Origin of the sequence: Streptomyces sp. NPDC058289 (genome assembly GCF_042880975.1) — a bacterium.
GTDB classification, from domain to species: domain Bacteria; phylum Actinomycetota; class Actinomycetes; order Streptomycetales; family Streptomycetaceae; genus Streptomyces; species Streptomyces stoeckheimensis.
In genome coordinates, this window is record NZ_JBHVYI010000024.1 from 26,160 (window position 1) to 40,374 (window position 14,215).

The window sequence follows — 14,215 nt, forward strand, 5'->3', positions numbered from 1 at the left end:
GCGGGCCCCAGGTCTTTCGGGTCCGGGCCGGCCCGGGGAACGGTGGAAGGGCGGGTAGGGGACCCCGCGCAGCGGCTCCGGGGCGGGCCCGCGGACCCGTCCCGCCCCCGCACAGCGGTACCGGGACTCGCGCCGGGCGGCCCGCCCGCCGGACCGGAGGTGTGCGCGACCGCTCGGCACAGGTCCCCCGGGGACCGAACGGTGGGCCGGGAGCGACCCGCGGACCCGCGGACCCGCGGACCCGCCGGAAGCTACGGGCAGTTGCCCGGACGGGCGAAGAGGGCCACGCGGGCGCCGCGCACGTCCGTCACGGAGCACAGGTCGAAGTGGGAGACCAACGTCTGGCGTTTCACCGCCTCGGCCGGGTAGCCGTCCACCGGCTGCCCCGCCGGGTCCAGCAGGGCGACCACCCGGTCGACGGCAGGGTCCAGCAGGGCCGCCTGGATCTCCTCCGGAGTCCGCTCCACGCCCTGGAGGCTCCGCGAAGCCGCCGGGGTGCGGGACAGGGCGAGGTCGCGCAGGGATCCGTAGGTCTCCGGCGAGGACAGCAGCCATTCGCGCCGCCGCGAAGGGAGGAACAGCACCGCGTCGCCCGGGCGCGCGAGTTCACGGACGGCCGCCGCCACGGCCCGTGCGTCGTCCTTGCGGCTCTCGGGAGTGCGCAGCCACGCGGACCAGAGCCCGACGGGGACGAGCAGGACCCCGACCAGCGGCCACACCCACCACCCGCGCGCCGTGGCGAGCCGCGCCCCCGCGAGGAGGGCGAGGCCGGCGAGCGCGTAGAGGACGTACCGGTCCACGTACCAGGGGTGCACCAGCGAGACCGCGAGCAGTAGTCCGGGCGGCAGCAACGCCAGCGGCAGGGCGACCCGTACGAGTTCCCGCGCGGCCCCGCGGGCCAGGAGCAGCGAGGCGGCCGCGAGGACCCCGTACGCCGCCCAGTCCTGCCAGCTCGGCCGTCCGAGCCAGCCCAGTTGCTGCTGCGCCTGCCGCGCGCTGACCAGCGCGAGCGGCAGCAGCGCGGCCACCACGGCCCCGGCGGCGAGCCGCCAGCCGCGCGAGCGCCAGGCGACGAACGCGTGCGCGGGCAGCGCCAGTAGGGCGAACTCGTGCAGCCAGCACCCGAGCACCAGCACCACGGCGTAGGCGACCCAGCGCTCGCGCAACATCAGGTACGTGGCCCAGACGACGGCCGCGGCGACGAGCGCGTACGAGCGCCCCTCCTGGGCGTACATCTGCACGGGCGGCAACAGCGCGTACCCAACCCCGGCCACCAACGCGACCCGCCCGGCAAGGCCGGCACGCCCACCCTGGCCGGCGCGGTCAGCGCGACCAGCGGCCCCGGACTGGTCGGCGCCTCGGGCCCAGCCGCCCTGATCGGCCCGGCCTGCGGACCGGTCACACCCGTCGGACCCCTCGGGGTCCCTGGCCCAACCCGACCGGTCGGACCGGTCGGACCGGTCGGACCGGTCGGGCCCACCGGGGCCGCCGGGGCCGCCGGGGCCGCCGGGGCCGCCGGGGCCGCCGGACCCACCGGACCGGCCCGCCCCACCAGGCCGGTCGGAGTCGCCAGGTCCGTCGGAACTGCCCGGCCCGGCGGGGTCGCCGGGCCTGTCGGGGTCGCCGGACGCCCCGGGCGCGCCGGCCCCGTAGAGCGCGCCGCGGCCAGACCCCCCGCCGCGCAGCGGACCCGCCAAGTGGTGGGCCACCGCGGCCACGCCGGAGGCGGCGAGGGCGGTGGCGGCCACCGAGGGGAGGCGCAGGGCCCAGAGGCCGGGGTCGGAGGCGGTGGTGCCCGTCGCCGCGAAGACCGCGTGCATGAGCAGGTAGTAGAGGCCGTGGACGGCGTCGACCTGACCGAGCAGTTCCCAGAGCTCCCCGAGCGGCCGGTGGGCGACCTGCCACGTGACGGACTCGTCGCGCCACATGGAGCCGCCCCGCGAGAGGCCCCAGAGGCCGAGTGCGAAGGCGGTGAGCGGCGGCAGCCAGCGCCAAAGGGCGAAGCGGCGGATGTCGGCCTCCGAGTGCTATCCGTGCGGGTGGTGCTGACTCCATACTCGGGGTTCGAGCCGGATACCTGCGGGGGTGGGGCGTGCGAGCACGTGGTGGGCGAGTGGGCTTGGCGACGGCAACTGCGGCGGTGACGCTGGCCGTGGCGGCGGCCTTGGGCGGGTGCTCCTCCGGCGGGTCGAAGGACGGGGCCTCACCGAAGCCGGGCACCAGCACCGGCACGAGCACCGGCACCGCCACGAGCACCCCCTCAGGGACGGCGACGGACGCCCCGGGGACTCCGTCCCCCGGTCAGAGCGCCGGCCAGAGCCCGGACCCGGGCACCGGTACGACCGGTCCCGCCCCGCAGCCCGCTCCGAGCACCTCCGCCCCCGCACCCAGCGCTTCGCCGCCCCGCGCCGACGAAACGCTCGTCGCGGTCACCCGCAGCGGGGGCATCACCGGAAAGACCAGCACCTTGATCATCAAGGGTGACGGATCGTTCCTGCGGCTCAACGCCAAGGCCGAGACGGTCGACCGCGACAAGCTCCCGGCGGCCGGCCTCGCGAAGCTGCGGACCGCGCTCCAGGAGGCGGACTTCCCCCGCCTGCCGCGGATCTCGATGCCCGCCCAACCGGTCTTCGACGCGTTCACGTACGCCTTCCGGCACGGCGGCTACGAGGTCGCCGCCGACCAGACCACGCTGCCGCGCCCCCTGGAGGGGGTCCTGAGCGCCCTGCCGCCCTTCGAGCCGCGCTGAAGAAGGCTCGGCACCACCCCCCAACGCCCCGTCACAGTCCTGTTCCCGCCACCGTGGTCTCCCGCAGTCGCCGGTCCAGGTACGCGCGGAGCAGGACCGCCATGTCCACGCCCTCCGGGTCCAGCACCCACTGGATCTGGAACCCGTCCATCACCGCGATGATCTCGCGGCCGACGGCCTCGCAGTCCGTGTCCGGCCGCACCTCGCCGCGCGCGACGCCCGCCAGGAGCAGGTCGACGCTGTAGCCGAGGACCCGGTCGTAGCGCTGCCGGAAGTAGGCGTGCGCGGGGTGGCCCGGGTTCCCGGACTCGCCGACCAGCGTGTTGTACATCCGTACGAGCCCGGGCCGGCGGGCGTTCTCCTCCGCGAGGGCGACCACGGCGGCGAAGTGCGCGGCGACCGAGGGGACCTCCTCCGCGGGCCCGCTGAAGAGCCGTTCGACGTCGTGCTGCTCACTCTGCGCCAAGACGGACAGCAGCAGGTCCTCCTTGCCGCGGAAGTGGTGGAGCAGGCCGCCCTGGGTGATCCCGCAGTCGTTGGCGATCCGGGCGAGCGAGGAAGCGTGGAAGCCCCACTGCGCGAAGTGCTCGACGGCGGTGTCGAGGATCTTCTGGCGACGGGCGTCGCCCACCGCGTAGCCGCCCCGGGCGGCCCCCGCCTTGGGGGCCGTTCGGCCCATGTCCTGTGCCATGCGGACCACCCTAAACCCGACGGTTTCCGGCCATCCCGAGGGAGTGATCCAGCTCACTTCACGAAAACCTAGTGGGTGCATGGTTTTCGCGCCTACGGTGAAACCGCCCGGCCGGCGACGAGGCCGACGCGGAGACGTTGGAGCCCCCATGCCGCTCACGCAGGACCCCGGAAGCGCACTCGACGCCACCGACCGACCCGATCCGGCCACCCCGGCCCGCGGCTCGGCCGCCCCGGCCCACGCACCGGCCCACGCCTCGGTCGACGCCCCGGCCCACGCCTCGGCGGCAGCACCCGCCGACGCCCCCGCCAAGCTGATCTTCGGCCTGGTCACCGCCCAGCTCGGCGTCTGCATCGCCGTCTTCACCCCGATCGTGGTGACCCTGGCCCTGCGCGTGGCCCAGATCGTCCCGGAGGCCGAGCGCGGCGCCGCCCTCGGCCAGGTGCTCTCCGTCGGAGCGCTCCTCGCCCTCGTCGGCAACCCGCTCTTCGGCGCCCCCTCCGACCGCACGACCAGCCGGTTCGGCCGCCGCCGCCCCTGGCTCGTGGGCGGCATGGCGGTGGCCGCCGTCGGGCTGACCGTCGTCGGCCTCGGCTCCAGCGTCACCACGCTGCTCATCTCGCGCCGTTCGTCCTCGCCATCGGCGGCGGGGGCAACTACGGCGCCCTCTTCCTCGTCGGCGGCATCGCGGCGGCCGTCGGCGCCGCCCTCGTCCAGCTGATCCGCTCGGTCAAGTGACGGCCCGCCCGACCGGGCCCGCCGACGCCCACGCACCCGGCCCCGGCCGGCCGCCCGCCCCCGTGCCCGGCCGCACGCACGAGCCCACGCCCGCCCCCACGCCCGCCCCCGCGACCACCCCCACGCACGCTCCCGCATCCGCCCCCGCGACCTCCCGCGCGACCGACCTCCTCAGGAGCCCTGCCATGAACGCCACCCCGAAGCCCCCGACCACCCCCGCCGACCCCGCCGCGCCCCTCCCCTACCGGGACGCCTCCCTCCCCGTGGACCGGCGCGTCGAGGACCTGCTCTCCCGCATGACCCTGGAGGAGAAGGCCGGCCAGCTCTTCCACTCGATGCTGATGATGAACGCGGACGGCACCCCGGTCACCGAGACCGACGGCTCGATCCTCCCCTTCACCACCCCCGAGCTGATCGAGGGCCGCCACCTCACCCACTTCAACCTCCTCGGCAGCTACGGCGCCCGCGAGATGGCGACCTGGCAGAACGCCGTCCAGGAGATGGCCGCCGGCACCCGCCTCGGCATCCCGGTGACCCTGTCGACCGACCCCCGGCACTCCTTCACCGACAACGTCGGCGCCTCCTTCAACGCCGGCGCCTTCTCCGCCTGGCCCGAGGCCATCGGCCTGGCCGCGATCGGCGACCCGGAGCTGGTCTTCGAGTTCGCCGACATCATGCGGCGCGAGTACCTCTCCGTCGGCTTCCGCGTCGCCCTGCACCCGCAGATCGACCTGGCCACGGAGCCGCGCTGGGCCCGCCAGTCGGGCACCTTCGGCTCGGACGCGAAGCTGACGGGCGAGCTCGTCCAGGCGTACGTACGGGGCCTGCAGGGCGAGACGCTCGGCGCCGCCTCGGTCTCCGCGATGGTCAAGCACTTCCCCGGCGGCGGCCCGCAGAAGGACGGCGAGGACCCGCACTTCGCGCACGGCAAGGAGCAGATCTACCCGGGCGGGATGCGCGAGCACCACCTGGAGCCGTTCAAGGCGGCCATCGCGGCCGGCTGCTCGCAGATGATGCCGTACTACGGCCAGCCCATCGGCACCGACTGGGAAGAGGTCGGCTTCGGCTTCAACAAGGGCGTCGTGACGGGGCTGCTCCGCGAGCAGCTCGGCTTCCAGGGCATCGTGTGCACCGACTGGGGCCTGCTCACCGAATCGACGATCTTCGGCGAGCCGCACCCGGCCCGCGCCTGGGGCCTGGAGCACAGAAGCGTCTCCGAGCGGGCGGCCCGTGCGCTGGAGGCGGGCTCGGACCAGTTCGGCGGCGAGCAGTGCCCCGCGGTCATCGTGGAGATGGTCCGCTCGGGCCGGGTCCCCGAGGCCCGGATCGACGCGTCCGTACGCCGGCTGCTGCGCGAGAAGTTCGTCCTCGGCCTCTTCGAGAACCCGTACGTGGACCCGGACGCGGCGGCCGAGACCGTCGGCCGCGCCGACTTCACGGCGGCCGGCGCCGCGGCCCAGCGGCGCTCCCTGACGGTGCTCACCAACACCGGGAAGACCCTGCCGGTCTCCGGCCGGCCGAAGCTGTACGTCAAGGACGTGGACGCGGACGTCGCGGCGGCGTACGGGGAACTCGTGTCCGACCCGGCCGAGGCGGACCTGGCGGTGCTGCGGCTGCGCACCCCGCACGAGCCCCGCACGAACATCTTCGAGTCGTTCTTCCACTCGGGTTCGCTGGCCTTCCCCGAGCCGGAGCTCACCGAGATCCTGTCCCTCCTGGACGCCGTCCCGACCCTGGTCTGCATCAACCTGGAGCGGGCCGCGGTGATCCCCGAGATCGCGGAGCGGGCGGCCGCGCTGATCGCGGACTACGGGGCTTCGGACGCCGCCCTCCTGGACGTGGCCTTCGGCCGGGCCGCCGCCGAGGGGCGCCTTCCCTTCGAGCTCCCGCGCTCGATGGCGGCCGTGGCCGCCTCCCGCCCGGACGTCCCGAACGACACCGCCGACCCGGTCTTCCCGCACGGCCACGGCCTGGCCCTGTAGCCCCTGCGGGGCGGGAGTCCCCTGCCCGCCCCTCGCCCGTTGCCCGGGCGCTGCCCGGACCTTCAGACCCCGAGCTGCGCCCGGACCGCTGGGGCTCCGCCCCGGACCCCGCACCTCGAACGCCGGCGGGGCTGGATCTTCCAGCCCCGCCGGCGTTTGAATCGCAGGTCCGGGGGCAGAGGCCCCGGCAACGAACCCGCGCAGCGAACCCGTCATAGCCGGAGCTCAGCCGCTCCTCTACGCTGCACCCCTACCACGCGGGATCTTCAGGGGCGGGACATGGAACAGACGCACACCACCACCCACAACGGCGCCGCGGCCACCCCCGGCGCGCAGCGCCGGGTACTCGTCGTCGAGGACGACCACACCATCGCGGAGGCCATCGCGGCGCGGCTCCGCGCCGAGGGCTTCCAGGTGCAGACGGCCGCGGACGGGCCGGCGGCCGTCGCCGCGGCCGAGAGCTGGCTGCCGGAGCTGCTGGTCCTGGACGTCATGCTGCCGGGCTTCGACGGCCTGGAGGTCTGCCGCCGGGTCCAGGCGCAGCGGCCCGTCCCGGTGCTGATGCTCACCGCCCGGGACGACGAGACCGACATGCTCGTCGGCCTGGGGGTCGGCGCCGACGACTACATGACGAAGCCCTTCTCGATGCGCGAGCTGGCCGCGCGGGTCCACGTACTGCTGCGGCGGGTGGAGCGGGCCACGCTGGCCGCGCACGCCCCGCGCGGGGCCACCCTGCGCCTCGGCGATCTGGAGATCGACCACGCGCAGCGCCGGGTCCGCGTGCACACCGAGGACGTGCACCTGACGCCGACGGAGTTCGACTTGCTGGTGTGCCTGGCCGGGACCCCGCGGGCGGTGCTCTCGCGCGAGCAGCTGCTCGCCGAGGTGTGGGACTGGGCCGACGCGTCCGGGACCCGTACGGTCGACAGCCACATCAAGGCGCTGCGCCGGAAGATCGGCGCCGAGCGGATCCGTACGGTCCACGGCGTCGGGTACGCCCTGGAGACCCCGGCGCAGCCGTGAGCGGCTACCGGCCGCCGGGGCAGCGGCCGCCCGGGGGGCTGCGTCCCTTCTCCCCGTTCTCGATCAAGACCAAGCTGGGCACGCTCGTGGTGGTGTCGGTCTTCATCACCACGGGCCTGCTGATGGTGGCCCTGCGCACGGCCACCGAGGTGCGCTTCATCACGGTGTTCTCGGTGATCGCCTCGATGCTGATCACGCAGTTCGTGGCGCACAGCCTGACGGCGCCGCTGGACGACATGACCACCGTGGCCCGGGCGATATCCCACGGGGACTACACGCGCCGGGTGCGCGGGGCGGGCCGCCGTGACGAGCTGGGCGACCTGGCCTCCACCATCAATCTGATGGCGGACGACCTGGAGGCGGTCGACCGGCACCGCAAGGAGCTCGTCGCCAACGTCTCGCACGAGCTGCGCACCCCGATCGCGGCCCTGCGGGCGGTACTGGAGAACGTGGTGGACGGGGTCTCCGCCGCCGATCCGGAGACCATGCGCACGGCCCTGAAGCAGACCGAGCGGCTCGGCCGGCTGGTGGAGACCCTGCTGGACCTCTCCCGCGTGGACAACGGGGTGGTGCCGCTGCGGGCCCGCCGCTTCGAGGTGTGGCCCTACCTGTCGGGGGTGCTGAAGGAGTCGGGCCTGGCGGCCGCGGGCCGGCCGGGGCTGTCCTCCGGCTCGGGCGGGCACACCCGCAACGACGTCCACCTCCACCTGGACGTGTCCCCGCCGGACCTGACGGCGTACGCGGACGCCGAGCGGCTGCACCAGGTGGTGGCGAACCTGATCGACAACGCGGTCAAGCACAGCCCGCCGCACGGCCGGGTCACGGTCCACGCCCGGGCGGGCGACGCGCCCGGGGGGCTGGTGCTCGAAGTCAGGGACGAAGGTCCCGGAATTCCGGAGGCGGAGCGCCACCGGGTCTTCGAGCGGTTCAACCGGGGCAGCGCGAGGGGCGGCGACGGCGGCACGGGCCTGGGTCTGGCCATCGCCCGCTGGGCCGTCGGCCTGCACGGGGGCCACATCGGAGTGGCCGAATCGGCACGGGGCTGCCGGATCCTTGTCACACTTCCGGGCAGCTCGCAGGCATCGAGTTGACGTAGGGTTCGAGTGGGAAGGACATGATCTCGGCCACACGCGCCGGGGTCCGTCAGGGGTGCGAAGCCAGGGGGCCGCAACCGCGGTGCCTCCTGCCCGAACCACGCTTGTTTCCCGCCATTCCTGGTGGTGAAACCCGCCGTTCGATGTGACCTACGCGACGTAAGTCCCGCCCGGTCTGCATCTCACGGCCCGGGAGGCGTAGCCTTTATTCCCGCTGTCCATACCTTGTGAAGCGGAAGAGGGCGGTTGCCGCCGTGTCGCCACAGTCCCCCAGTAACTCGAGCACCACGACCGAAGCAGGAGAAGGCGGAAAGAACCCCGCCCCAGGCTTCGGCGCGAATGAGTGGCTCGTCGACGAGATCTATCAGCAGTACCTCCAGGACCCGAACTCGGTCGACCGGGCCTGGTGGGACTTCTTCGCCGACTACAAGCCGGGGGGCGCTGTCGCTCCGGTGAAGGCGGATAAGCCCACGGACCGGCCCGCTCCCCCCGCCGCGACGACGACGGACGGCGCCTCCGCACAGGCCGCCCCCGTCACCGTCGCGACTCCGCAGGCTTCCGACGCCGCCGCCACAGGGACGGCGAGCCTCGCGCCCGCCACCCCGGTCGCCGCGCCCACGACGCCCGTGTCAGCACCTGCCCCTGTACCTGCCACCCCCTCTGGTGCCCCTGCTGTGACTGTCACCTCCCAGGCCCCGGCCGCCGCCGCACCGGCTGCCGCTGCCCCTCAGGCTGCGGCTCCCGCCGCCGCCCCCGCCCCCGTAGCCCCCCAGAAGGCCGCGCCCGCCACCGAGGCCCCTGCCGGCCCCGAACTGGTGACGCTCCGCGGCCCGGCGGCTGCCGTGGTCAAGAACATGAACGCCTCCCTGGAAGTGCCGACGGCCACGTCCGTCCGCGCCGTCCCGGTGAAGCTGCTGTTCGACAACCGCATCGTCATCAACAACCACCTGAAGCGTGCCCGGGGCGGGAAGATCTCCTTCACCCACCTCATCGGCTACGCGATGGTGCAGGCCATCAAGGCCATGCCGTCGATGAACTACTCCTTCGCGGAGAAGGACGGCAAGCCGACCCTGGTCAAGCCGGAGCACATCAACTTCGGCCTCGCGATCGACCTGGTGAAGCCCAACGGCGACCGCCAGCTCGTCGTCGCCGGCATCAAGAAGGCCGAGACCCTCAACTTCTTCGAGTTCTGGCAGGCCTACGAGGACATCGTCCGCCGGGCCCGCATCGGCAAGCTGACGATGGACGACTTCACCGGGGTGACGGTCTCCCTCACCAACCCCGGCGGCCTGGGCACCGTCCACTCCGTGCCCCGCCTGATGCCCGGACAGTCGGTCATCATGGGCGTCGGCTCCATGGACTACCCCGCCGAGTTCCAGGGCACCTCGCAGGACACCCTGAACAAGCTGGGCATCTCCAAGGTCATGACCCTGACCTCGACCTACGACCACCGGGTCATCCAGGGCGCGGCCTCCGGCGAGTTCCTGCGCATCGTCGCGAACATGCTGCTCGGCGAGAGCGGCTTCTACGACGACGTCTTCGAGGCGCTGCGCATCCCGTACGAGCCGGTCCGCTGGCTCCGGGACATCGACGCCTCGCACGACGACGACGTCACGAAGGCCGCCCGCGTCTTCGAGCTGATCCACTCCTACCGGGTCCGCGGCCACGTCATGGCCGACACCGACCCGCTGGAGTACAAGCAGCGCAAGCACCCCGACCTCGACATCACCGAGCACGGCCTCACCCTGTGGGACCTGGAGCGCGAGTTCGCGGTCGGCGGCTTCTCCGGCAAGTCGATGATGAAGCTCCGCGACATCCTCGGCGTGCTGCGCGACTCGTACTGCCGCACCACCGGCGTCGAGTTCATGCACATCCAGGACCCGAAGCAGCGCCGCTGGATCCAGGACCGCATCGAGCGCCCGCACACCAAGCCGGAGCGCGAGGAGCAGCTGCGGATCCTGCGCCGGCTGAACGCGGCGGAGGCCTTCGAGACCTTCCTGCAGACGAAGTACGTCGGCCAGAAGCGCTTCTCCCTGGAGGGCGGCGAGTCCGTCATCCCGCTGCTCGACGCCGTCATCGACTCGGCCGCCGAGGCCCGCCTCGAAGAGGTCGCGATCGGCATGGCCCACCGCGGCCGCCTGAACGTCCTCGCGAACATCGTCGGCAAGTCGTACGCGCAGATCTTCCGCGAGTTCGAGGGCAACCTCGACCCGAAGTCCATGCACGGCTCCGGCGACGTCAAGTACCACCTGGGCGCCAACGGCACCTTCACGGGCCTGGACGGGGAGCAGATCAAGGTCTCGCTCGTCGCGAACCCCTCGCACCTGGAGGCGGTGGACCCGGTCCTGGAGGGCGTGGTCCGCGCCAAGCAGGACATCATCAACAAGGGCGGCACGGACTTCACGGTCCTGCCCGTCGCCCTGCACGGCGACGCGGCCTTCGCGGGCCAGGGCGTCGTCGCCGAGACGCTGAACATGTCGCAGCTGCGCGGCTACCGCACCGGCGGCACCGTGCACGTGGTCATCAACAACCAGGTCGGCTTCACCGCCGCCCCGGAGTCCTCGCGTTCCTCGATGTACGCGACCGACGTGGCCCGCATGATCGAGGCGCCGATCTTCCACGTGAACGGCGACGACCCGGAGGCCGTGGTCCGCATCGCGCGGCTCGCCTTCGAGTTCCGTCAGGCGTTCAACAAGGACGTGGTCATCGACCTCATCTGCTACCGCCGCCGCGGTCACAACGAGTCGGACAACCCGGCGTTCACGCAGCCGCTGATGTACGACCTGATCGACAAGAAGCGCTCGGTGCGCAAGCTGTACACCGAGTCCCTCATCGGTCGCGGCGACATCACCCTGGAAGAGGCGGAGCAGGCGCTCCAGGACTTCCAGGGCCAGCTGGAGAAGGTCTTCGCGGAGGTCCGCGAGGCCGCCACGCAGCCCGCGCTCGCCCCGGTGGCGCCCGCCCAGGTCGCGCAGGAGTTCCCGGTCTTCGTGAACACCGCGATCTCCCAGGAGGTCGTCAAGCGGATCGCCGAGGCCCAGGTCAACATCCCGGACACGGTCACCGTCCACCCGCGTCTGCTGCCCCAGCTGCAGCGCCGCGCGGCGATGATCGACGACGGCACCATCGACTGGGGCATGGGCGAGACCCTGGCCTTCGGCTCGCTGCTGATGGAGGGCACCCCGGTCCGGCTGTCCGGCCAGGACTCCCGCCGCGGCACCTTCGGCCAGCGCCACGCGGTCCTGATCGACCGGGAGACGGGCGAGGACTACACCCCGCTGCTCTACCTGTCGGACGAGCAGGCCCGCTACAACGTCTACGACTCGCTGCTCTCCGAGTACGCGGCCATGGGCTTCGAGTACGGCTACTCGCTGGCCCGCCCGGACGCGCTGGTCCTCTGGGAGGCGCAGTTCGGCGACTTCGTCAACGGCGCGCAGACCGTCGTCGACGAGTTCATCTCCTCCGCCGAGCAGAAGTGGGGCCAGACGTCCGGCGTCACGCTCCTCCTGCCGCACGGCTACGAGGGCCAGGGCCCGGACCACTCCTCCGCCCGCCCGGAGCGCTTCCTGCAGATGTGCGCGCAGGACAACATGACGGTGGCCATGCCCACGCTCCCGTCGAACTACTTCCACCTGCTGCGCTGGCAGGTCCACAACCCGCACCACAAGCCGCTCATCGTCTTCACCCCGAAGTCGATGCTGCGTCTGAAGGCGGCGGCGTCGAAGGCGGAGGAGTTCACGACCGGTTCGTTCCGTCCGGTCATCGGCGACACGCGCGTCTCTTCGGGAGCAGGTGACCCGAACGAGATCCGCAAGGTCGTCTTCTGCGCGGGCAAGGTCTACTACGACCTGGAGGCCGAGCGCGAGAAGCGCGGCATCACCGACACGGCGATCATCCGCATCGAGCGCCTCTACCCCCTCCCGGGTGCCGAACTCCAGGCGGAGATCGCCAAGTTCCCGAACGCGGCGAAGTACATCTGGGCCCAGGAGGAGCCGGCGAACCAGGGCGCGTGGCCCTTCATCGCCCTCAACCTGATCGACCACCTCGACCTGGCGGTCGGCGCGGACATCCCGGCCGGCGAGCGCCTGCGCCGCATCTCCCGCCCGCACGGCTCGTCCCCGGCGGTCGGCTCGGCCAAGCGCCACCAGGCGGAGCAGCAGCTCCTCCTGAACGAGGTCTTCGAGGCCTGAGCACTGCGCTTGCTCGAACAGTGGAAGGCCCGGCCCCCGAGGGGGCCGGGCCTTCCGGCCATCCGCCCCGCGCAGCGGCCCGACCCGTCAGGCGGCCGCGTACGGAGCCAGGTTCGGGTGCGCCTCGCACCACGCCACCCGGTCCCGATCCACCACCGCGCGGGCCACCGCATACCGAGACCCCGGCGCCGGCACCCCGTCCATCCCCCGCTCGGCGACGGCCATCGCACCGACGAACACCCGCCCGCCGGCGGTGAGTTCCGGGCAGGCGTCCAGGACGGGCAGTACCGCCGCCACCTGCGCCCGCACCCGCGCGTGCTGCGCCCACGCCCCCCTGGCCCCGTAGAGCGCCGCGCGCTGCCAGTAGCCCGCCAGTCCGAGATGCGCGTACGCGCCCCGCAGGAGCCCCTCCAGCGGCCGTGGATCGGCCCGCCAGGGCGCCCAGTACCGTGCGGCGCGGTCGGCGGTGTGCAGCGGGAGCGCCTCCGCGAGGGCCGCCAGCTTCCCGTGCTGCACCTCGAACACGAGGGTCGCGGCCAGCGCGGGCGGCGGCTGCGCCCGCGCCAGGACGGAGCCCGCCGCGGCGGGCAGGGTCGCGCCGTAGGACCGGGAGCTGCCGGACAGCGGGACCAGGCAGCGCAACAGCCTCCCGGCCTCCTCCGCGCGGGCGGTGTCGTAGCGCCGCAGCAGGCTGAGGGCCCCGGACCACTGGGTGTCCCAGCGCTTGTGCCCCTTGGGGGTGAGCCGGCGGGCGGCGGGCACCGTACCCGGGGCGCGGTACGGGTCCAGGTCGTCGAGGGCGGTGTGCCCGTCGGGCAGCGCGTGCAGGGCCAGCGCCTCCGGGTTGCCGGGGTCCCAGGAGCCCTCGGTCAGGGCGAGCGGGCCCGGCCGGTCCGGGCGCAGCAGTCCGAGGGTGGGCAGGGCGAGGCGTCCGTGCGAGGGCCGAAGCGTGATCTTGAAGCCGATCCCGGCGCGCAGCGCCGCGGCGGCGGCGAGTGCCCCGAGGTGTCCGAGGTCGGCGGGCGGCCCGTGCCGCGTGCGCAGCCGGCGCAGCGTCTCCTCGGCCCACACCCCGGTGGCCGGATAGTGCACCACGTCGCCCACCGCACGGGGGTCGCGCCGCCCGGCCTCCTCCAGCAGGGCCCAGCGCTCGGCGGCCTCCCCGGTGCGGGCGCCGGGCAGTCCCGCGAGCTCCCGCAGCAGCCGCAGCCGCCGGGCCCGCCGTACGCCGCACACCAGCGCGGTCCCCTCGGCGGACGGCTCGGTGGAGCCGAGGGCCCGCAGCACGCCGTCGCTCGGCTCGGGGTGATCCATGCATACCTCCCGCCGCGGACCCTTCATCCCTGCCCTGGGGAGGGGCTCCGCGAACGGCGGAAAGCGGTCAGGTCCGGGCCCGGCGGGGCGGCGGATTATCCTGACGGGACACACCCGAACACCCGACCACTGCACGGAGCCCGACTTGTACTTCACCGATCGCGGCATCGAGGAGCTGGAGAAGCGGCGCGGCGAGGAGGAGGTCACCTTCGAGTGGCTCGCCGAGCAGCTGCGCACCTTCGTCGACCTGAACCCGGACTTCGAGGTCCCGGTGGAACGCCTCGCCACGTGGCTGGCCCGCCTGGACGACGAGGACGAAGACGACGAGTAGCCGCGGCACGACGAACGGCATGACGAAGGGGCCCGCCCCCGTAGGCGGCGGGCCCCCACGTCAACGTCCCCCGGGTCCAAGCCCAAAAGACAAGAGAGTACCA

10 protein-coding genes are annotated in these 14,215 nt (G+C 73.3%); 7 read left to right on the plus strand and 3 right to left on the minus strand.

Translation table 11 applies throughout. The annotated features are described in order from the left end of the window. Positions 1 to 251: 251 nt before the first annotated feature. Positions 252 to 1,928: a hypothetical protein gene (locus ACFVX6_RS14825; protein ID WP_389691400.1), complete on the minus strand. Its 1,677-nt coding sequence runs from the start codon at positions 1,926 to 1,928 to the stop codon at positions 252 to 254. 191 nt (positions 1,929 to 2,119) lie between these two features. On the opposite strand from ACFVX6_RS14825, the gene ACFVX6_RS14830 reads away from it, so the two are divergent. After that, positions 2,120 to 2,749: a hypothetical protein gene (locus tag ACFVX6_RS14830; protein WP_389691402.1), complete on the plus strand. Its 630-nt coding sequence runs from the start codon at positions 2,120 to 2,122 to the stop codon at positions 2,747 to 2,749. Between the two features lie 31 nt (positions 2,750 to 2,780). Here the strand turns inward: ACFVX6_RS14830 and ACFVX6_RS14835 are convergent, their stop codons facing one another. Further along, a complete protein-coding gene (locus tag ACFVX6_RS14835) occupies positions 2,781 to 3,440 on the minus strand; it encodes a TetR/AcrR family transcriptional regulator (protein WP_389691404.1) in 660 nt (219 codons plus the stop codon). A gap of 148 nt (positions 3,441 to 3,588) precedes the next feature. Between ACFVX6_RS14835 and ACFVX6_RS14840 the strand changes: the two genes are divergently transcribed. The 5 genes from ACFVX6_RS14840 (at position 3,589) to ACFVX6_RS14860 (ending at position 12,467) form a co-directional block, all read left to right on the plus strand. Then, complete coding sequence (locus ACFVX6_RS14840) at positions 3,589 to 4,161, plus strand: MFS transporter (protein WP_389691406.1); 573 nt, start codon at positions 3,589 to 3,591, stop codon at positions 4,159 to 4,161. A gap of 202 nt (positions 4,162 to 4,363) precedes the next feature. Beyond that, positions 4,364 to 6,160 (plus strand): glycoside hydrolase family 3 protein, encoded by a 1,797-nt coding sequence (locus ACFVX6_RS14845; protein ID WP_389691408.1) that lies wholly within the window; start codon positions 4,364 to 4,366, stop codon positions 6,158 to 6,160. A 279-nt stretch (positions 6,161 to 6,439) separates the two neighbouring features. Next, on the plus strand, positions 6,440 to 7,183 hold the full coding sequence (locus ACFVX6_RS14850) for a response regulator transcription factor (protein ID WP_330298546.1): 744 nt from the start codon (positions 6,440 to 6,442) through the stop codon (positions 7,181 to 7,183). Continuing rightward, positions 7,180 to 8,274 carry an ATP-binding protein gene (locus ACFVX6_RS14855; protein WP_389691410.1) on the plus strand — a complete coding sequence of 365 codons (1,095 nt, stop codon included), beginning with the start codon at positions 7,180 to 7,182 and terminating at the stop codon, positions 8,272 to 8,274. Before ACFVX6_RS14850 ends, ACFVX6_RS14855 begins: the two co-directional genes overlap by 4 nt. Before the next feature lie 257 nt (positions 8,275 to 8,531). Beyond that, positions 8,532 to 12,467, plus strand: coding sequence for a multifunctional oxoglutarate decarboxylase/oxoglutarate dehydrogenase thiamine pyrophosphate-binding subunit/dihydrolipoyllysine-residue succinyltransferase subunit (locus tag ACFVX6_RS14860; protein ID WP_389691412.1), 3,936 nt, complete (start codon positions 8,532 to 8,534; stop codon positions 12,465 to 12,467). 87 nt (positions 12,468 to 12,554) lie between these two features. Here the strand turns inward: ACFVX6_RS14860 and ACFVX6_RS14865 are convergent, their stop codons facing one another. Beyond that, positions 12,555 to 13,781, minus strand: a complete 1,227-nt coding sequence (locus tag ACFVX6_RS14865) for an aKG-HExxH-type peptide beta-hydroxylase (RefSeq protein ID WP_389691414.1) — start codon at positions 13,779 to 13,781, stop codon at positions 12,555 to 12,557. A gap of 145 nt (positions 13,782 to 13,926) precedes the next feature. Here ACFVX6_RS14865 and ACFVX6_RS14870 point away from each other — a divergent pair, with 145 nt between their 5' ends. Next, positions 13,927 to 14,112 carry a DUF6104 family protein gene (locus ACFVX6_RS14870; RefSeq protein WP_007266501.1) on the plus strand — a complete coding sequence of 62 codons (186 nt, stop codon included), beginning with the start codon at positions 13,927 to 13,929 and terminating at the stop codon, positions 14,110 to 14,112. The last annotated feature ends 103 nt before the right edge of the window (positions 14,113 to 14,215 follow it).